At 66.0% G+C, this 25,996-nt stretch carries 24 protein-coding genes; 15 read left to right on the forward strand and 9 right to left on the reverse strand.

The features are described from left to right. The first annotated feature begins 6 nt into the window (after positions 1–6). Together arsC and arsB are read left to right on the forward strand one after the other, a co-directional pair. Positions 7–429 carry an arsenate reductase (glutaredoxin) gene (gene arsC / locus FHR23_RS05245; RefSeq protein WP_184001819.1) on the forward strand — a complete coding sequence of 141 codons (423 nt, stop codon included), beginning with the start codon at positions 7–9 and terminating at the stop codon, positions 427–429. Then, complete coding sequence (gene arsB, locus FHR23_RS05250; protein WP_184001820.1) at positions 429–1,496, forward strand: ACR3 family arsenite efflux transporter; 1,068 nt, start codon at positions 429–431, stop codon at positions 1,494–1,496. The genes arsC and arsB overlap by 1 nt, the downstream gene beginning before the upstream one ends. 9 nt (positions 1,497–1,505) lie before the next feature. Here the strand turns inward: arsB and nudC are convergent, their stop codons facing one another. From nudC to FHR23_RS05265, 3 genes are read right to left on the reverse strand one after another with little or no spacing between them, the layout of a single operon-like run. Then, positions 1,506–2,456 (reverse strand): NAD(+) diphosphatase, encoded by a 951-nt coding sequence (gene nudC, locus FHR23_RS05255; protein ID WP_221227345.1) that lies wholly within the window; start codon positions 2,454–2,456, stop codon positions 1,506–1,508. Then, on the reverse strand, positions 2,402–3,730 hold the full coding sequence (locus FHR23_RS05260) for a serine hydrolase domain-containing protein (protein ID WP_246359686.1): 1,329 nt from the start codon (positions 3,728–3,730) through the stop codon (positions 2,402–2,404). Before FHR23_RS05260 ends, nudC begins: the two co-directional genes overlap by 55 nt. 1 nt (position 3,731) lies before the next feature. Next, positions 3,732–4,778: an NUDIX domain-containing protein gene (locus FHR23_RS05265; protein WP_184001822.1), complete on the reverse strand. Its 1,047-nt coding sequence runs from the start codon at positions 4,776–4,778 to the stop codon at positions 3,732–3,734. A 27-nt stretch (positions 4,779–4,805) separates the two neighbouring features. Here FHR23_RS05265 and FHR23_RS05270 point away from each other — a divergent pair, with 27 nt between their 5' ends. From FHR23_RS05270 to FHR23_RS05290, 5 genes are all read left to right on the forward strand, one after another. Further along, entirely contained in the window at positions 4,806–5,342 is a 537-nt protein-coding gene (locus FHR23_RS05270; RefSeq protein WP_184001823.1) for a DUF721 domain-containing protein, read from the forward strand. Next, a complete protein-coding gene (locus FHR23_RS05275; RefSeq protein WP_184001824.1) occupies positions 5,342–6,019 on the forward strand; it encodes a DsbA family protein in 678 nt (225 codons plus the stop codon). The genes FHR23_RS05270 and FHR23_RS05275 overlap by 1 nt, the downstream gene beginning before the upstream one ends. A gap of 47 nt (positions 6,020–6,066) precedes the next feature. After that, on the forward strand, positions 6,067–6,804 hold the full coding sequence (locus FHR23_RS05280; protein WP_184001825.1) for a DsbA family protein: 738 nt from the start codon (positions 6,067–6,069) through the stop codon (positions 6,802–6,804). Between the two features lie 25 nt (positions 6,805–6,829). Then, a complete protein-coding gene (smc, locus tag FHR23_RS05285; protein WP_184001826.1) occupies positions 6,830–10,246 on the forward strand; it encodes a chromosome segregation protein SMC in 3,417 nt (1,138 codons plus the stop codon). An 85-nt stretch (positions 10,247–10,331) separates the two neighbouring features. Then, entirely contained in the window at positions 10,332–12,086 is a 1,755-nt protein-coding gene (locus tag FHR23_RS05290) for a GGDEF domain-containing protein (protein ID WP_184001827.1), read from the forward strand. Positions 12,087–12,095: 9 nt separating this feature from the next. Here FHR23_RS05290 and FHR23_RS05295 read toward each other — a convergent pair whose 3' ends face one another. Continuing rightward, entirely contained in the window at positions 12,096–12,380 is a 285-nt protein-coding gene (locus FHR23_RS05295; RefSeq protein WP_184001828.1) for a chorismate mutase, read from the reverse strand. Positions 12,381–12,487: 107 nt separating this feature from the next. On the opposite strand from FHR23_RS05295, the gene FHR23_RS05300 reads away from it, so the two are divergent. From FHR23_RS05300 to FHR23_RS05310, 3 genes are all read left to right on the forward strand, one after another. Next, positions 12,488–13,501, forward strand: coding sequence for a polyprenyl synthetase family protein (locus FHR23_RS05300; RefSeq protein WP_184001829.1), 1,014 nt, complete (start codon positions 12,488–12,490; stop codon positions 13,499–13,501). Between the two features lie 70 nt (positions 13,502–13,571). Further along, complete coding sequence (hrpB, locus tag FHR23_RS05305) at positions 13,572–16,046, forward strand: ATP-dependent helicase HrpB (RefSeq protein ID WP_184001830.1); 2,475 nt, start codon at positions 13,572–13,574, stop codon at positions 16,044–16,046. A gap of 37 nt (positions 16,047–16,083) precedes the next feature. Next, complete coding sequence (locus FHR23_RS05310) at positions 16,084–16,365, forward strand: NADH dehydrogenase ubiquinone Fe-S protein 4 (RefSeq protein WP_184001831.1); 282 nt, start codon at positions 16,084–16,086, stop codon at positions 16,363–16,365. A gap of 15 nt (positions 16,366–16,380) precedes the next feature. Here FHR23_RS05310 and FHR23_RS05315 read toward each other — a convergent pair whose 3' ends face one another. From FHR23_RS05315 to FHR23_RS05330, 4 genes are read right to left on the reverse strand one after another with little or no spacing between them, the layout of a single operon-like run. Next, positions 16,381–16,920 carry an NUDIX hydrolase gene (locus tag FHR23_RS05315; RefSeq protein WP_184001832.1) on the reverse strand — a complete coding sequence of 180 codons (540 nt, stop codon included), beginning with the start codon at positions 16,918–16,920 and terminating at the stop codon, positions 16,381–16,383. Then, positions 16,917–17,588 carry a TPM domain-containing protein gene (locus FHR23_RS05320; protein ID WP_343043010.1) on the reverse strand — a complete coding sequence of 224 codons (672 nt, stop codon included), beginning with the start codon at positions 17,586–17,588 and terminating at the stop codon, positions 16,917–16,919. Before FHR23_RS05320 ends, FHR23_RS05315 begins: the two co-directional genes overlap by 4 nt. Then, on the reverse strand, positions 17,588–18,472 hold the full coding sequence (locus FHR23_RS05325; protein ID WP_184001834.1) for a TPM domain-containing protein: 885 nt from the start codon (positions 18,470–18,472) through the stop codon (positions 17,588–17,590). Before FHR23_RS05325 ends, FHR23_RS05320 begins: the two co-directional genes overlap by 1 nt. Before the next feature lie 5 nt (positions 18,473–18,477). Then, positions 18,478–19,062 carry a LemA family protein gene (locus tag FHR23_RS05330; protein WP_184001835.1) on the reverse strand — a complete coding sequence of 195 codons (585 nt, stop codon included), beginning with the start codon at positions 19,060–19,062 and terminating at the stop codon, positions 18,478–18,480. 106 nt (positions 19,063–19,168) lie between these two features. Here FHR23_RS05330 and mscL point away from each other — a divergent pair, with 106 nt between their 5' ends. From mscL to FHR23_RS05350, 4 genes are all read left to right on the forward strand, one after another. Further along, positions 19,169–19,621, forward strand: coding sequence for a large conductance mechanosensitive channel protein MscL (gene mscL, locus FHR23_RS05335; RefSeq protein ID WP_184001836.1), 453 nt, complete (start codon positions 19,169–19,171; stop codon positions 19,619–19,621). Positions 19,622–19,738: 117 nt separating this feature from the next. After that, positions 19,739–20,911 carry a phosphoserine transaminase gene (locus FHR23_RS05340; RefSeq protein ID WP_184001837.1) on the forward strand — a complete coding sequence of 391 codons (1,173 nt, stop codon included), beginning with the start codon at positions 19,739–19,741 and terminating at the stop codon, positions 20,909–20,911. 107 nt (positions 20,912–21,018) lie between these two features. Next, a complete protein-coding gene (gene serA, locus FHR23_RS05345) occupies positions 21,019–22,596 on the forward strand; it encodes a phosphoglycerate dehydrogenase (RefSeq protein ID WP_184001838.1) in 1,578 nt (525 codons plus the stop codon). A 19-nt stretch (positions 22,597–22,615) separates the two neighbouring features. After that, a complete protein-coding gene (locus tag FHR23_RS05350; RefSeq protein WP_184001839.1) occupies positions 22,616–23,713 on the forward strand; it encodes an ATP phosphoribosyltransferase regulatory subunit in 1,098 nt (365 codons plus the stop codon). Positions 23,714–23,759: 46 nt separating this feature from the next. Here FHR23_RS05350 and FHR23_RS05355 read toward each other — a convergent pair whose 3' ends face one another. After that, complete coding sequence (locus FHR23_RS05355) at positions 23,760–24,044, reverse strand: GIY-YIG nuclease family protein (protein ID WP_184001840.1); 285 nt, start codon at positions 24,042–24,044, stop codon at positions 23,760–23,762. Between the two features lie 552 nt (positions 24,045–24,596). Here FHR23_RS05355 and FHR23_RS05360 point away from each other — a divergent pair. Further along, on the forward strand, positions 24,597–25,913 hold the full coding sequence (locus FHR23_RS05360; RefSeq protein WP_184001841.1) for a DEAD/DEAH box helicase: 1,317 nt from the start codon (positions 24,597–24,599) through the stop codon (positions 25,911–25,913). The last annotated feature ends 83 nt before the right edge of the window (positions 25,914–25,996 follow it).

Genomic DNA, 25,996 nt, shown 5'->3' on the forward strand with positions numbered 1-25,996 from the left:
CAAGCCATGGACATCATCCTCTATCACAATCCCGCATGCGGCACGTCACGCAACACGCTGGCGATGATCCGCAATGCTGGGATCGAGCCGCACATCATCGAATATCTGAAGACCCCGCCGACACGCGCGATGCTGCTGCAACTGATCGAGCGTTCCGGGCTGACCCCGCGCCGGTTGCTGCGCGTAAAGGGCACGCCCTATGCCGAACTCGGCCTCGACGACGAAAGCCTCGACGACACGGCACTGATCGACGCGATGATGGCGCATCCGATCCTGATCAACCGCCCGCTGGTGGTTTCGCCGCTCGGCGTGCGCCTCTGCCGCCCGTCGGAGCAGGTGCTCGACATTCTGCCCACACCGCAACAGGGCGCCTTCACTAAAGAGGATGGCCAGGCCGTGATCGACACCGTCGGGCAGCGGATAGGCTGATGGCGACGCTCGCAACCGAACCGCAACGCCCCGCCATCGGCACTTTCGAACGCTATCTGACCGTGTGGGTCGTACTGTGCATCATCGCCGGAATCGGACTTGGCCATCTGTTGCCCGGTGTCTTCGCCACCATCGCCGCGACGCAAGTCGCCAACGTCAATCTGATCGTCGCGGTGCTCATCTGGCTGATGATCATCCCCATGTTGCTGAAGATCGACTTCCGTGCATTGGGGGCAGTACGCCGGCACTGGAAGGGTGTCGGCGTCACCCTGTTCGTCAACTGGGCGGTGAAGCCCTTTTCGATGGCGGCGCTGGGCACGCTGTTCCTGGGCTGGTGGTTCGCGCCCCTGCTGCCCGGCGGGCAGGCCACTTCCTACATCGCCGGACTGATCCTGCTTGCCGCGGCACCCTGCACCGCGATGGTCTTCGTGTGGTCCGGCCTGTGCGACGGCGACCCCGCCTATACGCTCAGCCAGGTCGCGCTTAACGATGTCCTGATGGTCTTCCTGTTCGCGCCGCTGGTCGCGCTGCTGCTGGGCGTCGCCTCCATCACGGTGCCGTGGAACACCCTGCTGCTGTCGGTCGCGCTCTACATCGTCATCCCCGTCATCGCCGCGCAGATCCTGCGAAGCGTACTGCTGCGCTCCGGCGGTCAGCCCGCGCTCGACCGCCTGCTGCACCGCTTCGGGCCGGTGTCGCTCGTTGCCCTGCTCGCGACGCTGGTGCTGCTGTTCGGGTTTCAGGGCGAGCAGATCCTCCGGCAACCGCTGGTCATCGCGCTGATCGCAGTGCCGATCATCGTGCAGGTCTATCTGAACGCGGGACTGGCCTATTGGCTGTCGCGGCGGTTCGGCGTCGCCTGGTGCGTTGCCGCCCCGGCGGCACTGATCGGCGCGTCCAATTTCTTCGAACTGGCGGTCGCGGCGGCGATTTCGCTGTTCGGCCTCCATTCGGGTGCGGCGCTGGCAACCGTGGTCGGCGTGCTGGTCGAAGTGCCGGTGATGCTGTCGGTGGTGTCGATCGTCAAAGGCACCCGCCGCTGGTATGAGGCGGGTGCCAGCGCCTGAACCCGCGCGCTATGCTACCGGCTCGCTCTCGGCACCAACCCCTTCCTCCGCCCATGCGCTCAGCAGCGTGTGGGCAATGGCGTAAGACGGCGGCGCCCCGAACGGCGCATCCGGGTCTTTGGCCAGCGCCGCGCGCACGGCATCGCGGGTGAACCAGCGGGCATCTTCCAGCTCATGCGCGTCGATCGTGATCGCATCGCCCTCGGCCTGCGCGACGCAGGCGATCATCAGCGACGAAGGAAACGGCCAGGGCTGGCTGGCGATATAGCGGACATTGTCGACCCGCACGCCCGCTTCCTCCTCGATCTCGCGCGCGACCGCTTCCTCGATCGATTCGCCGACCTCCAGAAACCCGGCGAGCGCCGAATAGCGCCCGGCGGGCCAGCTCGGCTGACGTCCCAGCAGGGCGCGCCCGTCATGTTCGGCAATCATGATGACGACCGGATCGACCCGGCCGAAATGCTCCGCGCCGCACTGCCCGCAATGCCGTCCCCAGCCCGCGCGGAACGGCTGCGTCATCGACCCGCAATTGGCGCAGAAACGATGGCGCGCATGCCAGTCGAGCAGGCTGCGCGCGGCGGCATAATGCGCCGCATCCTCCGCGCGTATCGCCGCCAGCATCGCGAACAGTTCGGGCGTGCGCGGCCCCGCTGCCGGATCATCGGGCAGGCGCGCGGCAAAGCGCGGTTCCTCTCCCTCCAGCCCCAGCAGCGCCAGTTCCGCTCCTTGCGGCACCGCGTCCATCGGCAACCACACCAGCCGCCCTTCGCCATCCAGCTCCGGCTCGAACGCCGTCAGTTTCAGCAATCGGGCACGCGGGTCGGCGATCGCCGCGGCCAGCGCATCGGCGTCATGGCGCAGGCGGTCGGCGCGATCCAGCGTGCCGCCGGTAAAGCCGGGCTGCTTCACTTGGCAAGGTCGGCATAAACCGCCTTCACCACTTCCTGCCGCAGCGGCCATTTGTCGGCGGGGAAATAATTGACCATCACCGTGCCGCGCACCTTATGTTCGGGATCGACCCAGGCGATCGTACCCGCCGCACCACCCCAGCCATAGGTGCCCTTGCCCGGCCCGCCCGGCACATCCTGCAGATAGACCGAACCGCCCGCGCCGAAACCCATTTTCGGCGCGTCGGCACCGCCACCGGTTCCCCCCGGCACCTGATCGAACGTCACGCCCGGCGGCAACAGGTTGGACATGGCCAGCTTCACCGTTTCCGGCTTCATCACCTGCACCCCGTCCAGCGTACCTCCATTTTCCAGCATGTGCAGGAACCGGTCGTAATCGCGCGCCGACATCACCAGCCCCGCGCCGCCATAGGGAAAGCTGGGCGGCTGCAGATAGACCGAGGTCGCCGCCGGGTCCATCGGCACCATCGTATCGCCCATCCACATATAGTTGGTGGTCAGGCGGCCGACCTGTGCCTCGGGCACCGTCCAATAGGTCGATTCCATCTTCAGCGGGGTGAGCAGGCGCGTTTTCACAAACTGTTCGAACGGCTCCCCGCTCGCCACCTCTACCACGCGTGCCAGCACGTCGAGACCGATCGAATAGCTCCATTTGGTCCCCGGCTCGGCAATCAGCGGCAGGGTCGCCACCCGGTCGGCAAAGTCTTTCAGCGATTTGGGCCGGACCGCGCGCATCTTCGTCTCGACCTGCGCATTCACCGCGCCGGGCAGAATACCTTTCTGCTCATAGGCTTTCAGCAGCGCCCCCTTGGTGATGATGCTGTACCCCAGCCCCGCCGTATGCGTCATCAGCATGCGAATGGTGATCTGGTGCTTTGCCGGATGGCTGGCCAGCGAATCGCTGTCGGGCGTATCGAGCACCTGCATCTGTTTGAAGCCGGGGATGAAATCGCTCACCGGCTCGTCCAGCTTCAGCTTGCCGTCCTGAATCAGCAGCATCGCCGCCATCGCGGTGACCGGCTTGGTCATCGAATAGACGCGCCACAGGCTGTCGGCATTCACCCGCGTCTTGCCGTTCTGCGCCAGCGTACCGTCGGCGATGAAGGTCGGCGCCGAATCGTCCTTGCCCACGGCGATGACGATACCCGGTGCGCGCCCGTCATTGACGAACTGTTTGGCAAAGGCCGCCGTGCGCGGCAGCTCGACCGCCTTGTCCGGTCCGCCCGCAGGCGAGCCCTGATCCGCCTGTGCCGCGTTCGCAACCGTACCACAGGTCGCGCCCGCCAGCATCAATGCAACCAGACCGGCTCGCGCGCTGAAACGCATATTACTTCTCCATTTTCGCGACGGCCTTGGCAAAAAGGGTCGGCAGGCCCGCCGCATCCATCTCCCGGAGGGGCCACCACTGCCCGTCCGCAACAGCATCGGTTTGCCGGTCCAGCCGCGTCTCTGCAAGGGCGCAATCCAGTGCGAAGTGGGTAAAGACGTGACGAACCACCGTATCGGCAATCTGCCAGTCCGCCTCTATCGGCGCGTCCGTCAATCCCGGCGGCGCCTCTTCCCATGGCCCGGTGGGCAGCGCCAGCATTCCGCCCAGCATCCCCTTGTCCGGTCGGCGCACCAGCAGCACATGGCCCTCCGCCTCGATCCAGAACATCGTCCCGTATCGCTGCGGCTTGACCCGGCGGGGTGCCTTTTGGGGCCATTGTTCGGGCGCGCCACGGGCAAAGGCAGCGCACTCTCCGCGTACCGGACACAGCATGCAGCGGGGTGCGCGCGCGGTGCAGATCGTCGCGCCCAGATCCATCATCGCCTGCGCGAAATCGCCCGCCCGATCGTCCGGCGTGATGCCATCGGTCAGCGCCGCAATCTCCGGCTTGGCGGCGGGCAGCGGCGTGTCGAGCACTGCCAGCCGCGCGACCACGCGCTCGACATTGGCATCGACCACCACCGCGCGCCTGCCGAACGCGATCGCGGCGATGGCAGCGGCGGTATAAGCGCCGATTCCCGGCAGTTTCCGCAGCGCTTCTTCGGTATCGGGCAATGCCCCGCCATAATCGTTCGCCACGACGCGGGCACAGGCAAGCAGGTTGCGCGCGCGGGCATAATAGCCCAGCCCCGCCCATGCGGCCATCAGCTCGCCGTCCTCGACCGCCGCCAGCGCCCGGAAATCGGGCCAGCGGCGCGTAAATGCCTCGAAATAGGGGATGACGGTGGCAACCTGCGTCTGTTGCAGCATCACCTCCGACAGCCACACCCGATAAGGGTCGGGCGCGGGCGTTCCCGGTGGCGCGCGCCAGGGCAATTGCCGGGCATGAACGTCATACCAGGCGAGCAGGTCGGATGCGATTGTCAAAGGAAGCTTGGCGGGCACGCACTGCCTATGGCATGGAGGACGGCAATGACGAAAGCCCCGCGCGCATCGACTCCATCAAAGGCGGAAGAATCCCGCCGGATCGGTCATGCCCGCTCGGTTTCCGAACTGCTGCCCAATGTCGGGCGCGCGGCATTCCGGCGCTTCGGCTTCGTGCAAAGCGCGGTGGTCAGCCGCTGGGCGGAAATCGTCGGCGAACGCTATGCCCGCGTCTCAGCCCCCGAATCGCTGCGCTTTCCGCACGGGGAACGGTCGCAGGGGGTGCTGACCCTGACGGTCGCGGGCGCGCACGGCACGATGATGCAGCATATCGCCCCTGAAATCATCGAACGCGTCAACCGCTTCTTCGGCTATCCGGCCGTTGCGCGCGTGCAGTTCCGGCAGGGGGAGGTCGCGCGCCGCAAGACGCCGCAGACACGCTCCGCCCCCGTGCGCCCGACGGAAGCGGACGCCTCGCCAAAGGAACTGCGCGCCATTGCCGATCCTGAACTGCGCGCGGTACTGGGTGCGCTTGCTTCCAGCATAGAGGGACAGGACGTCCCGAAAATCGGAAAGGTTCGTTGATGAAGCGTCTGGTGTTTGCGGTATTTGCACTGTTGGCGACGCTCGGCATAGCCAGCGCATTATCCGCGAACGAGGCAAAGGACTGGCGCACCGACATTTCGATCAATACGCAGGGCACGATTCTGGTCGGCAACCCCGCCGCGCCGGTGAAGCTGGCCGAATATCTGTCGTATACCTGTCCGCACTGCGCGCATTTCACCAACGAATCCGAAACCGATCTGGTCGGCACACTGGTCCGCGACGGCAAGGTGCAGATAGAAATGCACGCGGCCACGCGCGACGCGCTCGATTTCGCGGCGGCGATGCTGGTGCGCTGCGTCCCGCACAATGCGCTGCTGTCCACGCATGTCGCCCTGATGGAGTCGCAAGAGGGGCTGCTGTATCAGGCCGAAATGCTGCCTGCGCTGAAGATCAGGCCCGATCAGCTTACGTTGAAGGACGTTCGCAGCATGGCCGAAAATACCGATCTGTCGGTCTTTGCAAAAGCGGCCGGAATGGATGATGCCGCGATCAACCGCTGCTACAGCGACGCGGCGTTGCTCAATCAGGTAAAGGCACAGACCAAAAAGGCATGGTCGATTATCAAGGGCACCCCTTCCTTTGCCATCAACGACAAGCCCGTGACATCGCTCGACTGGCAGGAATTGCAGCCGAAGCTGCAACAGGCCGGTGCCTGAACCCGCATTCATTCCCCCACGATTTTCAGATGATAAGGATATCCCCGATGCGTTTTCTGTTACTCCTGTTCCCGGCGCTGTTGCTGGCGGCCTGTTCCGGCGGCAACGGTTCCGCCATCGGTAACGGTTCCTCGGCAACCCCCGTTGCAAGCGTGAAACCGCCTGCCGGCAAGCAATGGAGCGACGTCGTATCGGCCACGCCGGAGGGCGGGCATGTGATGGGCAACCCGAACGCACCGATCAAGCTGGTCGAATATGGCTCACGCCTGTGCCCGGCCTGCCGTCATTTCGAACAGACGGGCTATAAACCGCTGATCAACGACTATGTCGACAGCGGCAAGGTCAGCCTCGAATTCCGCGACTTCCTGGTCCATGGTCCGATCGACATCGCCCCCACCATGCTGGGCGAATGCGTATCGGATCAGGCCTTCTTCCCGATTCTGGAAGACATGTTCGACGCCCAGCCCGATTTCCTCAAAAAGCTCGATGGAATGTCCAGGGCGGAGCAGCAGCAGATGCAGTCGATGAAGCCGACCCAGATGGCGCTGATGCTCGGCCAGAAAATGGGCATTATCGACTTTATGAAGCAGCATGGCATGACCGAGGACAAGGCGAAGTCGTGCATCAACGATCCGGCCAAGTTCCAGAAGATTTCCGACCGGATGGAAAAGGCGACTCAGGCGGGTGTTTCCGGCACGCCCAGCTTCTTCATCAACGGCGAACAGGTGAAGAACGCGATCAACTGGGAAGACATCCGCGCCGCCCTGCAACGCGCGGGCGCCTGATCGCGTCATGGGGGGCTGACATCGGGTGCGGATCAAACGGCTGAGACTGGCGGGCTTCAAAAGCTTCGTCGACGCCGCCGATCTGCGCATCGAGCCGGGACTGACCGGCATTGTCGGCCCCAATGGCTGCGGCAAGTCCAACCTGCTGGAGGCGCTGCGCTGGGCAATGGGCGAAAACTCGCCCAAGTCGATGCGCGGCGCCGGCATGGAGGACGTCATCTTCGCGGGCACCGAAAGCCGCCCGCGCCGCGATTTCGCCGAAGTCCAGATTCTCGCCGAACAAACCGGCGGCGAGGAGGATGAGGAACTGGAGGTCGTCCGCCGCATCGAACGCGGCGCCGGTTCCGCCTATCGCATCAACGGACGCGACGTTCGTGCGAAGGACGTGGCGCTGCTCTTCGCCGACGCCGCCACCGGCGCGCATTCGCCCGCGCTGGTCAGCCAGGGCAGGATCAGCGCCGTCATCGCCGCCAAACCCGGTGAACGGCGGCAGATGCTGGAAGAAGCCGCCGGAATTTCCGGCCTGCACGTCCGGCGCAGGGATGCCGAGCAACGGCTGCGCGCAACCGAAGCCAATCTTGCCCGCCTCGACGAGGTCATCGCCGATCAGGAGGCACGCGCCGCAGCCCTCAAGCGGCAGGCGCGGCAGGCGGAGCGCTATCGCCGCCTGACCGACGACATTCGCGTGGCCGAAGCACGCATGATCTATGCCCGCTGGCGCGATGCCGCCGCTGCGGCTGAAATCGCAAAACGCGAAGCCGCAGAGGCTGAGGAACGGGTGCTCGAACGCGCCGAGGCCGAACGCGCGGCGGTCGCCCATCAGCATGCGGCAACGCAGACGCTGGGCGAAGCACGCAGCGCCGCGCTGGCGGCCCGTGACGCCGCGGCGGAAAGCGCCCACACACTGCAAACGCTGCGCACCGAGCAGGATACGCTCACGCGCCGCATCGCCGATCTGCACTCGAGCCGCGAACGGCTGGCCGACGACCGCACGCGTGAGGGCGAACTGGCCAGCGATGCGGCGGCGGCAATCGCCCGGCTGGAGGAAGAGGGCACAGCGCTCACCCGGCGGATCGATGAGGCATCGGCGCGTATCCCGGACCTCGATCAGGCACTGGCCGCCGCCGAAAGCGCCTCACGCGATGCCGAGGTTGCACTGGCACAGGCATTGGCCGAACAGGCAAGGGAAGCCGCCGAAAAGCGCGTCGCCGAAGCAGCGCTCACCGCCGCGCGCGCGCGCCTCGACCGCGCCGACCGCGATCTGGCGCGCAGCACGGCGGAACTCGATGCACTGGCCCAGCCGGGTCCGCTCGAAACCGAACTGACCGGCGCCCGGCAGGCACGCACCGATGCCGAAACCCGGATCGCCGCCGCCCAGAGCGCCCTCGAACAGGCCGAACAGGCCCGCGAAACCGCCGTGGCGGAGCAATCGACCGCGCAATCGGCCCGTGCCGCCGCCCATGCCGAACTCGCGGCCCTCGACAGCGAAGCCAGAGCGCTCGAAAAAGCACTGCACCGCACCGCAGGCGGCGACAAGCTGCTCGACGCGCTGACCGCGGAGCCGGGCTATGAACGCGCGCTTGCGGCCGCGCTGGGCGACGATCTGGAGGCCGGACAGGACAGCACCGCCGAACGCTTCTGGGCCATGACCCAGCCGCGCCCCGACGACCCCGCTCCGCCGCCCGGCCTGACCATGCTGGCCGAGCATGTCGATGCTCCTGCCCTGCTGACCCGGCGGCTGCGGCAGATCGTGGTCGCCGAAACCGATGACGGCCAGCCGCTCGCGGTCGGGCAACGGCTGGTGACTTTGGCGGGGTCGCTGCGCCGCTGGGACGGCTATGTCGCCAGATCGGGCGGTGCCGCCGCCGCCGAACGGCTCGAACGCCGCAACCGGCTGACCGCGCTCGAAAAGGCACGCCCCGCCGCGCAACAGGCGCTCGAAACCGCCGATTCCGCGCTGGAGACGATCGGCCAGGCGATTGCCGCCGCGCGTCAGGCGATCGAGCGCCATCGCCACGCTATCGCCACGGCCGAAACCCAACTGCGCGATGCGATCCGTGCCGAGGACCGCGCCGCTGCCGCGCTGGAGCGCATTGCCGCGCAACGCAGCGACCTCGAACAGCGGCTGGCCCGCGTGCGCGAAGATCATGACGCCGCACAGGCCGAACTGACCGTGGCACAGGCCAATGCCGCCGCACTGCCCGACGATACGCAGACCGGCGCGCGCGTGGAAACGCTGGGCCAGACCGCCGAAGCGCGCCGGGCGGCAGCCGCCACAGCACGCGCCGACCGTACCACGCTCGATCGCCAGATTGCGCAGGATCGCGAACGCGCCGCCGCTGTCGCTACCGAGGTTCGGAACTGGAAGGCCCGCGCCGGAGAGGCCGCGCGCCGCATCACCGATATGGACAAGCGTGCCGCCGCCATCGACGCCGAAGCCGAAACGATCCGCGAGCGCCCCGACACGCTCGCAACCGCCATCGCCGCCGCGGAAACCGCGCAGATCACCAGCCGCGCAACCGCCGACGCGGCACAGGCGAAAGAGGCGGAGGCTGAAGCGGCATTGCGCAGAACCGAAGAGGCGGTGCGCACCACTGCCGAGGCGCTGGCTCAGGCGCGTGAAGCGCGTGCCGGTGCCAATGCGCGTGCCGAAAATCAGGATGCCCGCCGCATCGAAATGGGCCGCGTCGCGGGCGAACGTTTCGAATGCCCGCCGCCGGTCCTGCCCAAAAAGGCGGGGTTCGAAAGCGATGGCGTCGGCACGCCGGAGGGCGAATCGCGCCAGCATGAAAAGCTGGTGCTCGACCGTGAACGCATCGGCCCGGTCAACCTGATTGCCGAGCGTGAACTGGAGGAACTGGAACACGCGGGTGCCACCAACGCCGCCGAGCGCGAGGAACTGGGTCAGGCGGTCAACCGGCTGCGCGGATCGATCGGCACGCTGAATCGCGAAGGCCGTCAGCGTCTGCTCGCCGCGTTCAAGGCGGTGGACCGGCATTTTCAGCGGCTGTTTTCAACCCTGTTCAATGGTGGCGCGGCCCATCTGGAAATGATCGATTCGGACGACCCGCTGGAGGCGGGGCTGGAAATCATGGCGCAGCCGCCGGGCAAGAAGCTGCAATCGCTCACCCTGCTTTCGGGCGGTGAACAGGCATTGACGGCGGTGGCGCTGATCTTCGCGCTGTTCCTCACCAACCCGGCACCGATCTGCGTGCTCGATGAAGTCGACGCACCGCTCGACGACGCCAATATCGACCGCTTCTGCGACCTGCTCGACCGGATGACGCGCGAAACCGAAACCCGCTATCTGATCGTCACCCACAATGCCGCGACGATGAGCCGGATGCACCGGCTGTTCGGCGTCACCATGGTCGAACGCGGGGTCAGCCGCCTCGTCTCGGTCGATCTGGGCGGCGCGGAAGATTTACTGGCAGCGGAATAGCGCGCCTGACCGGCCTCGCAAAAACCGCTTGCGGAACTGCCCGCCGGTAACTTTCTGGAAGGCATGATGTGGCACATACTGTGCCATGACCGGTAAGTGGGGAATTGTTCGACTGCGTATCAGGGGGCTGGTGCTTTTTGCCGCCCTGCTGTGCGTCGGCTGCCCTGCGCTCGCCGCCGCGCATCAGCGCTGGCTGGACGGCGATTTCTGTCATGCGGTCAGTACGATATCGGCGGAAGTTCCGCCGGACAGCGCCTTTCAATGCCATGGCAAGCCGACGGGGTATCAGCATGGCAGCCTGTGGCTGCGCGTCGACCCGCAGCGGCTGGGACTGAACCTGCGCGACCTGACGCTGGTGGTCGGCAATTCACGTTTTGACCGTCTGGCCGTGCGTTTTTCCTATGCCGACGGCCAGGTGCGACAGGAACAGGTGCGGGGCGGTGATTTCGGTTCCTACTGGCGACCGGGCGGCCAGATCGCCTTTCAGGTGCCGAAGCGCGACGTTCCTCTGACGGCAATCACCTTGCGGTTCGACCGGCTCGCCAGTGCCGACCTGCTGCGTATCCGGCTGGCCGACAATGGCACAAGCGACGTGCAATTCGCGGCGCTGGCCACGGCGGTCGGCGCTGCGCTCATGCTGCTGCTGATCGGCGCCATCTATAACGCGTCGCTGGCCATCGCCATTCGTGCGCCTTTTTCGGCATGGCAAAGCGCATGGGCGGCCTGCCTGTTCATCTGGGGCGCGGTATGGGCGCAATTGCACCTGTTTCTTTTCCCGTCGCTGGCGGGCAGTTTTTCCGCCCAGCTCTGTACCGGCCTTTCGTGTCTGGCGATCACGCTTGCCACCATGAGCGCGGTCACCGCACTGAAGCGCGACCATGTTCCCGCGCTTCTCCGGCGGACGACGTTGCTGATGGGTATAGCGATCGGCATCCTCGGCATTCCCCTGTCTTTCATGCGTACCGGTCCGATCATGCTGATGGATACATTCCTCAGCCTGCTGATTCTGGCCGATCTGATCGCGGTCGCCGTTTGCCTGACCTTGGCCTGGCGGGCGGGGAGTTCCGAAGCGCGCAGCTTTGCCGGCGCCTGGGCATTGCCGATGATCGTGCTGGCCTCGACGACGTTCATTTCGACCGATCACCTGTTCTGGGGCGGCGGTTCGCAGCTTCTGGTGCTGTTTGCCGCCGCATGGCAGACGATCTGGCTATCGATTGCGGTGTCGTTCACCTATGGGCGCCTGCGCATAGAGCGCGACCATGCCCTGCGTGCCGAGGCGCAGGCGCATGAACTTGCGCGGCGCGATCCGCTGACCGGCCTGCGCAACCGGCGCGGGTTCATGGAGGCGGTGACGCCGATGCTCGAACAATCGGCAGCGAACGGAACAGCGGTCGCGCTGATCCTGCTCGACGTCGATCGGTTCAAGCGAGTCAACGATCAATATGGTCATGATGCCGGCGATCAGGTGCTGACCACCATCGCCTTGCGACTCAAACAGTGGGAAGGCGAATTGTGCACCGTCGCGCGGCTGGGCGGAGAGGAATTTGCCGTGATGCTACCCGACCTCGAACCGATCGCCCTTGCCCATTTCGCCGAAAATGTCCGCCGCGAAATCGCTGCCTGCGACCATAGCGCGACTCTCGGTGCAGATGTTATAATCACGGTCAGTATCGGCATTGCCCGGATGAACGGTGCGGCCGATTTTCGCACGCTCTATCAACAGGCGGACGAAGCGCTGTATGCCGCGAAGCATCAGGGTCGCAATCAGGTCGCTGCCACCACAATGATTCAGGCGGATTCGCCCGGTTTCGTCGAATCGCCGCTGGTCGCCAGCCGCTGAAATCGGCGCTTATTCGCCGTCGCGCAGCCGTTCGTGATGGCGGATGACCTCATCGATGATGAACCGCAGGAATTTCTCTGAAAATTCAGGGTCCAGATCGGCATCCTGCGCCAGTTGCCGCAGCCGCGCGATCTGTCGTGCCTCGCGCCCCGGATCGGCGGGCGCCAGCCCGGTTTCCGCCTTGTAGCGGCCCACTTCCTGCGTAATCTTGAACCGTTCGGCGAGCATGTGGATCAGCGCCGCGTCGATATTGTCGATGCTCTGGCGATAACGCGCCAGCATGTCGTCGGCCATTCAGCCCTCCATTTGCCCGGTCGATTCGGCTTCTCGCCTGCCCTTTCACTCCATGCAACCCGCAAAACACTTGCGTCCGGACGCGCAGACGGCCACATCGCGTCACGATGACCGCAACTGTCCACCGGCTGAACCCGCACGGCACCCCGTCGCTCGACCCGCTCATGGCGCTGGTCGCGCAGGATCTCAACCTCGTCAACAGCGTGATCCTCGACCGCATGCAGTCGCAAATTCCGCTGATTCCCGAGCTTGCCGGACACCTGATCGCGGGTGGGGGCAAGCGATTGCGCCCGATGCTGACGCTCGCCAGCGCAAAGCTGCTGGGGTATGAAGGCACGCGCCATCACAAACTCGCCGCCTCGGTCGAGTTCATCCACACCGCGACTCTGCTCCATGACGATGTCGTCGACGGCTCCGACCTGCGGCGCGGGCGACGCACCGCCAATATCATCTGGGGCAATCCGGCCAGCGTGCTGGTCGGCGACTTCCTCTTCTCCCGCTCGTTCGAACTGATGGTCGAGGACGGCAGCCTGAAGGTGCTGAAAATCCTCTCCGAAGCCAGCGCGATCATTGCCGAGGGCGAGGTCAATCAGCTCACCGCCGCGCGCCGCATCGATATCGGCGAGGAGCGCTATCTCGAAATCATCGGCGCAAAAACCGCCGCGCTGTTCGCCGCCGCCTGCCGGATCGCCGCCGTAGTGGCCGAACGCGACCAGTCGGAGGAAATGGCGCTCGACGCCTATGGCCGCAATCTCGGCATCGCCTTCCAGCTTGTCGATGACGCCATCGACTATGTTTCCGACGCGGGCACGATGGGCAAGGATGCCGGCGACGATTTCCGCGAGGGCAAGATGACGCTGCCTGTCATCCTCGCCTATGCGCGCGGCAATGACGACGCCCGCGCCTTCTGGAAAGAAGCAGTCGCCGGACGCCGGATCAGCGATGACGACTTCATGCACGCCGTCGCCCTTGTCCGCGACAGCCGCGCGGTCGACGATACGCTGGCTCGCGCGCGCCATTACGGCCAGCGCGCGATCGACGCGATCGGCGGCTTTGCCGACGGTGCCGCCAAGCGCGCGATGATCGAAGCGGTCGAGTTCGCGGTCGCGCGCGCCTATTGAGCGCACCCGCCATGCGCCGCCAGGGTCAAGACCCATTAATTGCGCGGTCGTGACCCTAAAGCCGCGAGCCATGGTTGAGCGCCTTCCCATCCACGCCGTCCTGCCGGACCTGCTCGCCACGCTCGATGCGCGGGCCAGCGCGGTGCTGGTCGCGCCGCCGGGCGCGGGCAAGACCACTGCGGTCGCCCCGGCCCTGCTCGACCGCGCCTGGTGCACGGGCGAAGTGCTGCTGCTCTCCCCGCGCAGGCTGGCGGCACGCGCGGCGGCCGAACGCATGGCGGCACTGGCGGGCGAACCGGTGGGGCAGCACTTCGGCTATGCGACGCGGATGGACAGCAAACGCTCGTCCGCGACGCGCGTGACGGTGCTGACCGAGGGGATTTTCGTCAACCGTATCCAGTCCGACCCCGAACTGGCGGGCGTCTCTGCCGTGCTGTTCGACGAAGTGCATGAACGCAGCCTCGACAGCGATTTCGGGCTGGCGCTGGCGCTCGACGTACAGGGCGCGCTGCGGCCTGACCTGCGGCTGATCGCCATGTCGGCGACGCTCGACGGCGCGCGCTTTTCCGGGCTGATGGACGATGCCCCCGTGATCGAGAGCGCAGGGCGCAGCCACCCGCTCACCCTGCGCCATATCGGCACCAGCCCCGAAAAGCGGATCGAGGATGCCATGGCAGGCGCGATTCGCACCGCGCTGCGCGAAGAAACCGGGGGCATCCTCGCCTTCCTGCCCGGCGTGGCGGAGATTGAGCGCACCGCCGAACGGCTGACGGGGTTACGGGACGACATCGCCCTCCACCGCCTGCACGGCAGCCTCGACCCCGCTGCCCAGCGCGCGGCCATCGCCCCCGATCCCGACGGGCGGCGCAAGCTGGTCCTCGCCACCTCGATTGCCGAAACCTCGCTCACCCTCGACGGCATTCGCGTGGTGGTCGATTCGGGACTGGCGCGCAGGCCCCGCTACGACCGCGCCGCCGGGATGACCCGCCTCGTCACCGAACGCGCCAGTCAGGCGGCGGTGACGCAGCGCGCGGGCCGTGCCGCGCGGCAGGGGCCGGGCACCGCCTATCGCCTGTGGGAGGAAGCGGCGACCAAGGGGCTGCCGCGTTTCGACCCGCCCGAAATCCTCGAATCCGACCTGTCGCCGCTGGTGCTCGACTGCGCGCGCTGGGGCGTCACCGATCCGCAGAGCCTGCGCTGGCTCGATCCGCCGCCCGCCGCCGGGATTGCCGAAGCGCGCACCCGGCTCGAACGGCTCGATGCGCTCGATGACAGCGGCCGCCCGACTTCGCATGGCGAAGCGATAGCCCGCCTGCCGCTGCCGCCCCGGCTGGGCCATATGCTGTTGCGCGCCGCCGAGCGGGGCTTTGCGGGCACTGCTGCGCAGGTCGCGGTGCTGCTCGGCGAGCGCGGGCTGGGCGGCAATGACGCCGACCTCGAACACCGGTTGCGCCGCTGGGGCAGCGAACGCGGACGCCGCGCCGACGCCGCGCGCAGGCTCGCCGCGCGCTGGGCCGGATCGGTCGGCGCGGAACCGCAATCCGGCGCGCCCGATCCCGACGCGGTGGCGCAGGCGGTCGCCCTTGCCTTTCCCGACCGGATCGCCCGGCGACAGGACAGCAACGGCGAACGCTGGACGGCGGCAAGCGGGCGACGCTTCCGGCTCGATCCCGCCTCCAGCCTTGCCCGGCACGAATGGCTGGCGGTGGCGGAGACGCAGGGCGCGGCGGCGAGCGCGCGCATCCTGTCGGCGGCACCCATCCCTGCCGAGGCCGTCGAACGCTGGTTCGCCGACCGCATCGCCACGCAGCGCCATGTCCGTTTCGACTCTGCTACCGGCGCGGTGACGGCGGCGCGCGAAAAGCGGCTGGGCGCGATCCGGCTGGCCGGCGGTCCCGACAGCGACGCCTCGCAAGCCGAAATCGCCGCCGCGCTGCTGGCGGGCGTGCGCGACCATGGGCTGGACCTGTTGCCATGGCCCGCCGAAGCGCTGGCCCTGCGCGCCCGCGCCGCGTTCGCCGCCGGTCATGGCGGGCCGGAGGTCGCGCTCGACGATGCCGCCCTGCTGGAACGTGCCGATGCATGGCTCGAACCGCTACTGGCCAGCGCGCGGCGGCTCGATGCGATTCGCGCTCCCGCGCTGACGACGGCGCTGGAGGGGTTGCTCGGCTGGAACGGGATGCAGGCGCTCAACCGCCTCGCCCCCGCACGCTTCACCACCCCCGCCGGGTCCGGCCATGCCATCGACTATGGCGCGGAGGGCGGGCCGAAGGTCGAGCTGCGCGTGCAGTCGCTGTTCGGCCTCGCCACCCATCCCACCGTCGCGCGCGGTGCCGTGCCGCTGGTGCTCAGCCTCACCTCCCCCGCCGGACGCCCGATTCAGACCACGCGCGACCTGCCCGGTTTCTGGGCGGGAAGCTGGCAGGCGGTGGCAAAGGAAATGCGCGGCCGCTATCCCAAACATCCCTGGCCCGACGATCCCGCGAACGCCGCCCCGACACTGCGCACGAAAAAGGCAGATGCACGCGCGCAAAAAAATGGCTAGAGGGACTCGATCAGGCGCAACTTTGGAAAGGAACACCGTGGCTGTCGCGCGAATCTATCAACGCCCCAAAAACGCAATGCAGTCGGGCCGTGCGCGCACCGACCGCTGGGTCGTCGAGTTCGAGCAGACCGAACGGCAGGAACCCGATCCGCTGACCGGCTGGGCCGGGCACGGCAACACCGCCGCTCAGGTGCGGATGCTGTTCCCGACGCTGGAGGCCGCACAGGCCTATTGCGACCGCGAAGGGCACAGCTACCACGTCGTCCCCGCCCCCGAACGCAAGCTGAAGCTGCAGGCCTACGCCGACAATTTCCGTTGAGTTGGTGAAGGCGGATTACGGCTTTTCCGCCAATATCCCCGCGCCCAGCAACAGCAGTAATTTGACGTCCATCGCCATCCCTTCGGCACGGCGCGCGGCGACATAGTCGGCGATGCCGGACAGCGGCACGCGATGGACGCGGATATCCTCATCCTCCACCCCGCCGCCTTCGCTCACCCGCGTCAGGCCGGTGGCACGGACCAGCGTGAAGCCTTCCGACGCCATGCCGGGGGAGGAGAAAAACTCGCCCAGCGATTCGACCTGCGCCGCGCGATAGCCGGTTTCCTCCTCCAGCTCGCGTGCCGCGCTCGCAAGGGCAGTTTCCCCCGCATCCTGATCGCCGACCAGCCCGGCGGGCAGTTCGAGGCATCGGCGCTGCAACGGTGCGCGATACTGATCGACCAGCAGCACGTCGCCATCGACCACCGCCAGAATGACGGCGGCGCGAATCCCGCGTGCGCGTGAAACATATTCCCACCGGCCCTGCCGCTTCATCGTCAGCCAGTCGCCGGCCCACAGGGTCTCGACGGGCTTGTCGCTGTCATGGTTGCTCATAATTCGATCAGGCGATCCGGTAGTTCATTGGGGTTGCCGTCGCTTTTGGGGAAATGCTCGGCCAGCACCGCGCCGATCTGCGTCACCGCATCGGCCATGCCGTCGCCCGGCCTGCCGTCCTTCATCGCCGTGACCAGCGCCGCCATCGCCTCGCCCCAGACATCCTCTGCCACGCGTTCGTGAATCCCTGCTTCGGCGACGATCTCCGCCCGCCGTTCGGCCAGCGAGACATATAGGAGCACGCCCGTCGATGCCGCCGTGCGCTGTTCGGCCGAGGTACGGAACAGCGCCAGCGCCTTTGCCCGCACGCGCCGCTCCTCGATAAAGCCCGGCGTCAGCGCCAGCCGCACCGCCATCGACACCATCGCCACACGCATCAGCAGGAAAACGAGCGCCATCAGCAACAATAGCGTGGTCAGCAACCCGTCGAGCGGCACCGAACTGGCCCAGCGATCCGCAAACGGCGCATAGAGCCACTCGATCACCGGATAATACCAGGCGGCCAGCGCGCCGACGAAAAAGCTCGCCAGCACCGCCCAGTGCAAGGCGACATCGGTATAGCCGTCGGACTGCCGCGCGACGATGGTGACGATTTCGCCATCGGTGTCGCGCTCCGCCGCGGTCACGGCCTCGGACACGCGCTGACGATCCTGTGCGCTGATCTGCATCACCATCCCCCGGTCGCGCCGCCGCCGCCGAACGATCCGCCACCGCCGCCGGTGAAACCGCCGCCGCCCCAGCCGCCGCCACCGCCGGACGAACCCCCGCCCCAGCCGCCACCGCCGCCCCAGGACGATCCGCCGCGCGATCCGCTGCTCATCGCGTCGATCGCGCTCCACAACAGGATATCGCCCAGAATGCCGTGGCGACGATAGCGCCGCCCCCACGGCCCGCGCCGCGCGCGCCGGTGCCGCAGCATCGGCAGGATGAAGAAGAAGAACAATATGCCCAGCCAGAAGATCAGCCCGACCGGCACGCCGCCACCGCCCTTGCTGCTGCGCTTGTGCGTCTTGTCATATTCGGCCACCGCCGCCTGCGTCGCCGCGCGTGCCTCTTCCGGCGATGCGCTGAGCTGTTTGATGATCGCGTCCGTGCCCGCCTCTATCGCGCCGGGAATGTCGCCCGCACGCAATTTCGGCATCATGTCGCGATTGATGATGACGCTCGACAGCGCATCGGTCAGCACCGGTTCCAGCCCGTATCCCACCTCGATACGCGGGCCGCGATGGCCGGGTTTTTCATTGGGTGCGATGAACAGGATCGCGCCGTTGTCCGCCCCTTTCAGCCCGACCCCCCAGGCGCGCCCCATGCGATAGCCGTAATCCTCGATCGGATAGCCCTGCAGGCTGGGAATCGTCGCGACGATCAGTTGCCGGTGCGTGGTCTGTTGCAGCTTGTCGAGCTTCGCGGTCAGGTCCGCCTTGACCTGCGGCGGCAGGACGTTGGCGGCATCGACGACGAAGCCCGTCAGCTTGGGGAATGTCTGCGCGCTCGCCGGCAGGGCGACGAGCGACAACAGGCAGATCAGGAAAAAGCGGCGCAGCATCGCCATGACGATCAGCTACCGAAATTGACGGTCGGGGCCTTGTCGGCTCCCGCCTGTGCCTCGAACGGGGTCATCGGCTTGGCGCCATAGAACACCTTCGCGCCGATCGCGTCGGGGAAGGTGCGGATGCGCGTGTTATACGCCTGTACCGCCTGATTATAGTCGCGCCGCGCGATCGCGATGCGATTCTCGGTGCCTTCAAGCTGCGATTGCAGCGCCAGGAAATTGGTGTTCGATTTCAGGTCGGGATAGCTTTCCACCACCGTGCGCAACTGGCCCAGCGCCTGAGTCAGCTGGTTCTGCGCGCTGGAAAACTGTTTCAGCCGTTCGGGATTCGACAGGTCGTCGGTGGTGACGTTGATCGACGTCGCGCGCGCTCGCGCCTCGGTCACATTGGTCAACACCTGATTTTCCTGCTTGGCATAGCCCTTTACCGTCGCCACCAGATTGGGGATCAGGTCGGCCCGGCGTTGATACTGGTTTTGTACCTCGCCCCATTTCGCCTTCACATTTTCCTGCGCGGTGGGCACGCTGTTCAGCCCGCACCCGGCGAGCGTCATCGCCAGCATCACCCCCAGAATCGCACGAATCCGCATCTCGATCGTCCTCCAGACCTTGCTTTGCTCCCTTGTAACGACGCAAAGATCGTTTTGCGAACCCATTCGCACAGGCTCGGCCATGCCGTGAAAAGGAGGTGTTCTCATGTGGCAGGATTTCAAGAAGTTCATCATGCGCGGCAACGTGCTCGATCTGGCGGTGGCGGTGATTATCGGCGGCGCCTTCACCACCATCACCAAATCGCTGACGAATGACATCATCATGCCGGTCGTCGGCTGGCTGTTCGGCGGATTCGACTTTTCCAGCTATTTCATTCGCCTCGGCCCGATTCCCGCCACCTATAAGGGATCGCACACCAACTATGCCGCGCTGAAGGAAGCGGGCGTGCCGCTGTTCGGCTATGGCGAGTTCATCACCGTCACCATCAACTTCCTGATCCTCGCTTTCATCGTCTTCCTGATCGTGCGCGGCGTGAACAAGATGCTGGCCGAATTCGAAGAGAAGAAGCCCGAAGTTCCCGCCGCAGAGCCGACCGATGTCGTGCTGTTGCGCGAAATCCGCGACGAACTGCGGGCGCGCCGCGGCAATACCGACTGACGACGTTTCCGCTCTCCGCCCGCCGATCTTCGCTTGACAGCGTGGCCCGCATCGCTAGGGCCGTCGGCGGGCCACGCGGTCCCAACGCCGCGCGTGCTCTCTGTAAGGAGAGTCTATATGACTGATACGACTGTACCCGGCGCTACGGTTGCGCCTGCCAAACCCGCCATCAAACCGGCGCGTCCCCATTTTTCCTCCGGTCCCTGCGCAAAGCCGCCCGGCTGGTCCCCTGAAAAACTGTTTCTCGATTCGCTCGGCCGCTCGCACCGTTCGAAGCTCGGCAAGGGCCGGCTGAAACGCGCGATCGACCTGACCCGCGACGTGCTGGGCATTCCCGATACGCATCGCATCGGCATCGTGCCCGCGTCCGACACCGGCGCCGTCGAAATGGCGATGTGGTCGATGCTGGGCGCGCGCCCCGTCACCACGCTTGCCTGGGAAAGCTTCGGTCAGGGCTGGGTGACCGATGCCGTCAAGCAGTTGAAGATCGACCCCACGGTACTGACCGCCGACTATGGCGCAATCGTCGATCTGGCGAGCGTCGATCAGAGCCATGACGTGATCTTCACCTGGAACGGCACGACCAGCGGTGTGCGCGTCCCCAATGGCGACTGGATTCGCGACGACCGCGAAGGACTGACCTTCGCCGACGCGACCAGCGCGGTGTTCGCGATGGAACTGCCCTGGGACAAGCTCGACGTCACCACCTTCTCCTGGCAGAAGGTGATGGGCGGCGAAGGCGGCCATGGCGTCCTGATCCTCGGCCCCCGCGCGGTCGAGCGGCTGGAAAGCTTCACGCCCGACCGGCCCCTGCCCAAGATTTTCCGCATGACCAAAAGCGGCAAACTGATCGAGGGCATTTTCGAAGGTGCGACGATCAACACGCCTTCGATGCTGGCGGTCGAAGACTATCTCTTCGCGCTCGAATGGGCGCAGGAAATCGGCGGCCTCAACGCGCTGATCTCCCGCTCGACGGCGAACGCCACCGCGCTCGACCGCATCGTGCAGGCGCGCGACTGGCTCGACCATCTGCCCGCCGATCCCGCCATCCGCTCGAACACCAGCGTCTGCCTGAAGCTCGTCACCGACGCCGATGCCGACGCACAGGCCGCGATGGTCAAGAAAATGGCCTCGCTGCTCGAAGTCGAAGACGCGGCATACGACATTGCGGGCTATCGCGACGCGCCGCCGGGCCTGCGCATCTGGTGCGGCGCCACCGTCGACACCGGCGATATCGAAGCGCTCGGCCCCTGGCTCGACTGGGCCTGGGAACAGGTCAAACCCGCTTAATCCCTTTCGCGCGTCACCCCGGCGAAAGCCGGGGTCGTTTCCCAATTTCTGTGCCCTTTGCGGCACGAGATCCCGGCTTGTGCCGGGATGACGAAGGATAAACACCCATGCCCAAGGTACTTATTTCCGACAAGATGGACCCGAAAGCCGCCGAAATCTTCCGCGCCCGCGGGGTTGAGGTGGATGAAATCACCGGCAAGACGCCGGAAGAACTGAAAGCGATCATCGGCGAGTATGACGGCCTCGCCATCCGCTCCTCGACCAGGGTGACGCAGGAAATTCTCGACGCCGCCACCAATATGAAGGTGATCGGCCGCGCCGGCATCGGCGTTGACAATATCGACATCCCCGCTGCCTCGGCCAAGGGCGTGGTCGTCATGAACACCCCGTTCGGCAACTCGATCACCACCGCCGAACACGCCATCGCGCTGATGTTCGCGCTCGCCCGCCAACTGCCGCAGGCCGATGCCTCGACCCAGGCGGGCAAGTGGGAAAAGTCGAAATTCATGGGCGTCGAGCTGACCGCCAAGACGCTGGGCCTGATCGGCGCGGGCAATATCGGCGGTATCGTCGCCGAACGCGCGCTCGGCCTGCGCATGAAGGTCATCGCCTATGATCCCTTCCTGACAGAGGAACGCGCGATCGAACTGGGCGTGGAGAAGGTCAATCTCGAAACCCTGCTGGCGCGGGCCGATTTCATCACCCTGCACACCCCGCTCACCGATCAGACACGCAACATCCTGTCGGCGGAAAATCTCGCCAAGACGAAAAAGGGCGTGCGCATCATCAACTGCGCGCGCGGCGGCCTGATCGACGAGGCGGCGCTGAAGCAGGGCCTCGAATCCGGCCATATCGCCGGTGCTGCACTCGACGTGTACGCCACCGAACCGGCGAAGGAAAATGCGCTGTTCGGCACGCCCAACTTCATCTCCACCCCGCATCTGGGCGCGTCGACGACCGAGGCGCAGGTCAATGTCGCCATTCAGGTCGCGGAACAGATGAGCGACTATCTGGTCTCGGGCGGCGTCACCAACGCGCTCAACATGCCCAGCCTGTCGGCGGAAGAGGCACCGCGCCTCAAACCCTATATGGCATTGGCCGAAAAGCTCGGTTCGCTGGTCGGCCAGCTTGCCCATGGCCCGCTCAAATCGGTGGCGATCGAGACCGAGGGCGCGGCCGCCGAACTCAACCAGAAGCCGATCACCGGCGCCGTGCTCGCCGGGCTGATGCGTTCCTATTCGGACACGGTGAACATGGTCAACGCCCCCTTTCTGGCAAAGGAACGCGGCCTCGACGTGCGCGAGGTGCGCCATGACCGCGAAGGCGATTACCACACGATGATCCGCGTCACCGTCAACACGGACGAGGGCGACCGCTCGGTCGCGGGCACGTTGTTCAGCGACGCCGCCCCGCGCCTGATCGAACTGTTCGGCATCAAGGTGGAGGCCGATCTGGTTGGTCATATGCTCTATGTCGTCAACGAAGACCGGCCCGGTTTCATCGGCAGCCTCGGCTCGCTGCTGGGCGAGGAAGGCATCAATATCGGCACCTTCCACCTCGGCCGCCGCGCCGCGGGCGGAGAGGCCGTGCTGCTGCTGTCGATCGACGACAATGCCGGTCCCGACCTGCTCAACAAGGTCAAGGCGCTGCCGGGCGTGAAAACCGCCATGGCACTTGCGTTCTGATCGGGCTAGGAGGCCGGACATGACGACCGGACTCCTGCCCGAGGGCTTTCATGACCGTCTGCCGCCCGTGGCCGATGCCGCGGCGCGGCTGGAACGCCGCGTGCTCGCCAGCGCCTATGCGCATGGCTATGAACGCGTCGATCCGCCGCTTGCCGAATATGTCGACGCGCTTGCCGGGCGGCTGAAGGCGGGCAGCGCGCACAATGCCGTGCGTTTCGTCGATCCCGTGTCGCAGCGCACGCTCGCCATCCGTCCCGACATTACGGCGCAGGTCGGGCGGATCGCGGCGACCCGCATGGCGCACCATCCGCGCCCGGTGCGCCTGTCCTATGCCGGGCCGGTGCTCAAACTCAGCGCGTCGCAGCTCCACCCCGAACGCGCCGCGCGCCAGATCGGCGTCGAGCTGATCGGCCTCGACAGCGTCGCGGCGGCGCGCGAAGTCGTCACCGTGGCGATCGAGGCGCTCGACGCAGCGGGCGTCCCCGGCGTGTCGATCGACTTCACCCTGCCCGACCTGATCGATACGCTGGCGGGCGACACCCTCTCCCCCGACCGGCTGGCGCTGTTGCGCGAACGGCTGGATGCCAAGGATGCCGGTGGCGTCGCGGAAATCGCCCCGCAATATCTCCCGCTGATCGAGGCGGCGGGACCGTTCGACCGGGCGATGGCGCGGCTGCGCGAGCATACCGGCGACGCGCTCACCAGCCGCCTCGACGGGCTGGCCGCGATTGCCGGGGCGGTGCAAGGCAAGGTGGCGATGACCCTCGACCCCACCGAACGCCACGGCTTCGAATATCAAAGCTGGATCGGCTTCTCGCTCTATGCGCAGGGCGCACGCGACGCGATCGGCCGCGGCGGCAGCTACACCATCCTGCGCGGCGACGGGCAGGAGGAACCCGCCATCGGCTTCTCGCTCTACGCCGACACGCTGGTCGATTGCGATTTCGGCAGCGACGCCCGCCGCCGCCTGTTCGTGCCGCTGGGCAGCGACCCGGCACGGGCGGCCCGCCTGCGCAACGAAGGCTGGGTCACCGTCGCCGCGCTGGAGGACAGCGACAGCCCCGAAGCGCAGCTATGCACCCATGTGCTGGAAGACGGCGAACCACGGGCGGTCTAACCTGCATACACACCCGTCATCCCAGCGAAAGCTGGGATCGCTGACGTCACACGAGCCTTTCGAACAGGTCATCCCAATGCGGATTATTGGTCTCGATCAGCTCGATTTTCCAAACCCGCTTCCACGCCTTCATCGCTTTTTCGCGTACAATTGCCGCTGCAATATCTGAATGCGGCTCGGCATAGACGAGGCGTTTCAGGCCGTAGCGTCGGCAAAAGGCAGAACCGATGCCGTTGCGATGCTGCATCATCCGCGCGGCAAGGTCGGCGGTGACACCGATGTACAGAACACCATCGCGTTTATTGGTCAGGATATAGACCCAGCCGCCCATATTCCTGACATAGCATCAGGTCGCCGACGATCCCAGCTTGCGCTGGGATGACGTATTTTGCGCCCCCTTCTCCCCACCCGTCATCCCAGCGAAAGCTGGGATCGCTGGCGGGATGCAAAACGCTTGTCTTGAACGCTGCACCCATGGTCCGTTGGCAAACCCTTCTCCCCCCTGTCCTACACGCGCCGCTTCTGTCAGGGTCGCGCCATGCTTACCCGTTCCTCTTCCCAAAAGGCGTCCATACGGATCGGCGGGAAGGGAGAACCATGGGGGACGTAGTCGCAACTTCCACAACTTCGAACGAAAATTGCGCGTTCGCGCGGCGCGCAGCAAATCGCCCCGGCACCGCCGATTCGCGCTTTTCCTTGACAAATGCCGCGTTCGCGCCCATCTGCCGCCCCAATCGACGCGTCATGCAGCGTGATCGGGCTTCGGCCTCGGCTCCGCGTCGTCCATTTTTTCAAGGCTTCCCATATCACGCGGGGTGCATTCAACCCCGCCCGCCATGCGCCATGATTGCGTCTGGCGCGCCTAATCTATTGCAGGAAAACCATGTCTTTTCAGAAACTCGGCCTCAACCGGTCGCTCGTCGATGCGCTTGCCGAAAAGGGCTATGAAACGCCGACACCGATCCAGGCCCAGTCCATTCCCGCGCTGCTCGACGGCAACGATCTGCTCGGCATTGCGCAGACCGGCACCGGCAAGACGGCGGCCTTCATGCTGCCCTCGATCCAGCGCCTCGTCGCCGCCAACAACCGGGTAAAGCCGATGCGCTGCCGCATGCTGGTGCTCGCGCCGACGCGCGAACTGGCCAGCCAGATCGCTCAGTCGGCCACCGAATATGGCCGCTATTCCAAACTGCGCGTCGCGACCGTGTTCGGCGGTGTGCCGATCAATCGCAACCGCCGCGACACTGCCGCGGGCGTCGATATTCTCGTCGCCACGCCGGGGCGTCTGCTCGACCTGATCGATCAGAAGTGCCTGAGCCTCGCCGATCTCGAAATTCTCGTCCTCGACGAGGCCGATCAGATGCTCGACCTCGGTTTCATTCACTCGCTGAAGAAGATCGTCGCGATGCTGCCCGTCGACCGGCAGAGCCTGTTCTTCTCCGCCACCATGCCCAAGGCGATTCGCGAACTGGCGGGCAAATTTCTTACCGATCCGGTCGAGGTGAAGGTCACGCCGGTCGCCTCCACCGCCGAACGCGTCGAGCAGTATGTGACCTTCGTCAACGGCAAGGAAAAGCAGGCGCTGCTGACGCTGTTCCTCGAAAACAACGAAATCGATCGCGCGCTGATCTTCAGCCGCACCAAACATGGTGCCGACCGCATTGTCCGCCTGCTTGCGGGCAACGGCATCCGCGCCCATGCCATTCACGGTAACAAGAGCCAGCCGCAGCGCGAAAAGGCGCTGGGCGATTTTCGCGAAGGCCGGGTGAAGCTGCTCGTCGCCACCGATATCGCCGCGCGCGGAATCGACGTGTCGGGCGTCAGCCATGTCATCAATTTCGATCTTCCCAATGTCGCCGAACAATATGTTCACCGCATCGGCCGCACCGCGCGTGCGGGCAATGACGGCGTCGCCTTTGCCTTCTGTGCGGATGACGAGCGCCCCTATCTGCGCAGCATCGAAAAGCTGACGCGGCAAAAGGTGGACGTCGTGCCCCTGCCCGCCAACTTCCTTGCCGAAGCAGAACGCATTCAGACCAGCCGCAAGCGGATCGAACCCGGCCGCGATGAGCGCGCACCGCGTCGCGACCGCGGCCCCCGTCCGCCGCGCAAGACGCATGCGGCCAAGCCCGCCGGTGCTCCACGCGGCAATCGCGGACGCCGCAACAACCGCCGCGCGAACGCGAATGCACAGGGCTGACAGGACCGAAACAGCTCCGAATTTGTGGCAACGCCGCCATTTTAGCGCCGAACCGCCCTCTACCTACGATGGTTAATGACCGC

Source organism: Stakelama sediminis (assembly GCF_014199335.1).
Classification (GTDB): domain Bacteria; phylum Pseudomonadota; class Alphaproteobacteria; order Sphingomonadales; family Sphingomonadaceae; genus Sphingomonas; species Sphingomonas sediminis.

Excerpts from the sequence above, each read along its gene's own strand:
- arsC (WP_184001819.1), top strand. The coding sequence starts at position 7 with ATGGACATCATCCTCTATCACAATCCCGCATGCGGCACGTCACGCAAC.
- FHR23_RS05280 (WP_184001825.1), top strand. The coding sequence starts at position 6,067 with ATGCGTTTTCTGTTACTCCTGTTCCCGGCGCTGTTGCTGGCGGCCTGT.
- serA (WP_184001838.1), top strand. The coding sequence starts at position 21,019 with ATGCCCAAGGTACTTATTTCCGACAAGATGGACCCGAAAGCCGCCGAA.
- FHR23_RS05260 (WP_246359686.1), bottom strand. The coding sequence starts at position 3,730 with ATGCGTTTCAGCGCGCGAGCCGGTCTGGTTGCATTGATGCTGGCGGGC.
- FHR23_RS05290 (WP_184001827.1), top strand. The coding sequence starts at position 10,332 with ATGACCGGTAAGTGGGGAATTGTTCGACTGCGTATCAGGGGGCTGGTG.
- FHR23_RS05350 (WP_184001839.1), top strand. The coding sequence starts at position 22,616 with ATGACGACCGGACTCCTGCCCGAGGGCTTTCATGACCGTCTGCCGCCC.
- FHR23_RS05330 (WP_184001835.1), bottom strand. The coding sequence starts at position 19,062 with ATGCGGATTCGTGCGATTCTGGGGGTGATGCTGGCGATGACGCTCGCC.
- FHR23_RS05300 (WP_184001829.1), top strand. The coding sequence starts at position 12,488 with ATGACCGCAACTGTCCACCGGCTGAACCCGCACGGCACCCCGTCGCTC.
- FHR23_RS05270 (WP_184001823.1), top strand. The coding sequence starts at position 4,806 with ATGACGAAAGCCCCGCGCGCATCGACTCCATCAAAGGCGGAAGAATCC.
- arsB (WP_184001820.1), top strand. The coding sequence starts at position 429 with ATGGCGACGCTCGCAACCGAACCGCAACGCCCCGCCATCGGCACTTTC.
- FHR23_RS05325 (WP_184001834.1), bottom strand. The coding sequence starts at position 18,472 with ATGGCGATGCTGCGCCGCTTTTTCCTGATCTGCCTGTTGTCGCTCGTC.
- mscL (WP_184001836.1), top strand. The coding sequence starts at position 19,169 with ATGTGGCAGGATTTCAAGAAGTTCATCATGCGCGGCAACGTGCTCGAT.
- FHR23_RS05275 (WP_184001824.1), top strand. The coding sequence starts at position 5,342 with ATGAAGCGTCTGGTGTTTGCGGTATTTGCACTGTTGGCGACGCTCGGC.
- FHR23_RS05320 (WP_343043010.1), bottom strand. The coding sequence starts at position 17,588 with ATGCAGATCAGCGCACAGGATCGTCAGCGCGTGTCCGAGGCCGTGACC.
- FHR23_RS05340 (WP_184001837.1), top strand. The coding sequence starts at position 19,739 with ATGACTGATACGACTGTACCCGGCGCTACGGTTGCGCCTGCCAAACCC.
- FHR23_RS05295 (WP_184001828.1), bottom strand. The coding sequence starts at position 12,380 with ATGGCCGACGACATGCTGGCGCGTTATCGCCAGAGCATCGACAATATC.
- FHR23_RS05355 (WP_184001840.1), bottom strand. The coding sequence starts at position 24,044 with ATGGGCGGCTGGGTCTATATCCTGACCAATAAACGCGATGGTGTTCTG.
- FHR23_RS05315 (WP_184001832.1), bottom strand. The coding sequence starts at position 16,920 with ATGAGCAACCATGACAGCGACAAGCCCGTCGAGACCCTGTGGGCCGGC.
- FHR23_RS05360 (WP_184001841.1), top strand. The coding sequence starts at position 24,597 with ATGTCTTTTCAGAAACTCGGCCTCAACCGGTCGCTCGTCGATGCGCTT.
- hrpB (WP_184001830.1), top strand. The coding sequence starts at position 13,572 with ATGGTTGAGCGCCTTCCCATCCACGCCGTCCTGCCGGACCTGCTCGCC.
- nudC (WP_221227345.1), bottom strand. The coding sequence starts at position 2,456 with ATGGCCGCTGCGGCAGGAAGTGGTGAAGGCGGTTTATGCCGACCTTGC.